Source organism: Nocardioides antri (genome assembly GCF_008373765.1).
Lineage (GTDB): Bacteria > Actinomycetota > Actinomycetes > Propionibacteriales > Nocardioidaceae > Nocardioides > Nocardioides antri.
This window is the reverse complement of the sequence record NZ_VUJW01000048.1, coordinates 1-293: the sequence shown is the minus strand read 5'-3', so window position 1 is coordinate 293 and position 293 is coordinate 1. Positions and strand designations below refer to the sequence as shown.

Below are 293 nucleotides of genomic sequence, written 5' to 3'. Positions count from 1 at the left end.
AGGCCCGCTGTGCGGTCTCGACGGTGCGCATGCGCCGGGAGAACCGGTCCCACGACAGTCCCGGCTCCCCCGCGATCTCCGCCGTCGTGCCGTTCGCGCGGCGGCGCAGCCACTCCAGCTGCCACGCGCGGTCGGCGACCGTCACCCGTCCCTGCGCGTGCGCGAGGTCGAGGATCGAGTCCGCCCTCAGGTGCGGGATGCCGAACGCGTCACGGTACAGGCGAGCCATGCCTTCGGACCCTATGGGTCACACGGGCACGTGCCCGAACCGGCCCTTCTGGTAGTCGGTGTAG

At 72.0% G+C, this 293-nt stretch carries 1 protein-coding gene; it reads right to left on the bottom strand.

What is annotated here, in order from left to right; genetic code table 11:
* The coding region (locus F0U47_RS20385) for a penicillin acylase family protein (RefSeq protein ID WP_149752325.1) at positions 1 to 229 on the bottom strand (229 nt) is incomplete at its 3' end.
* Positions 230 to 293: the final 64 nt, after the last annotated feature.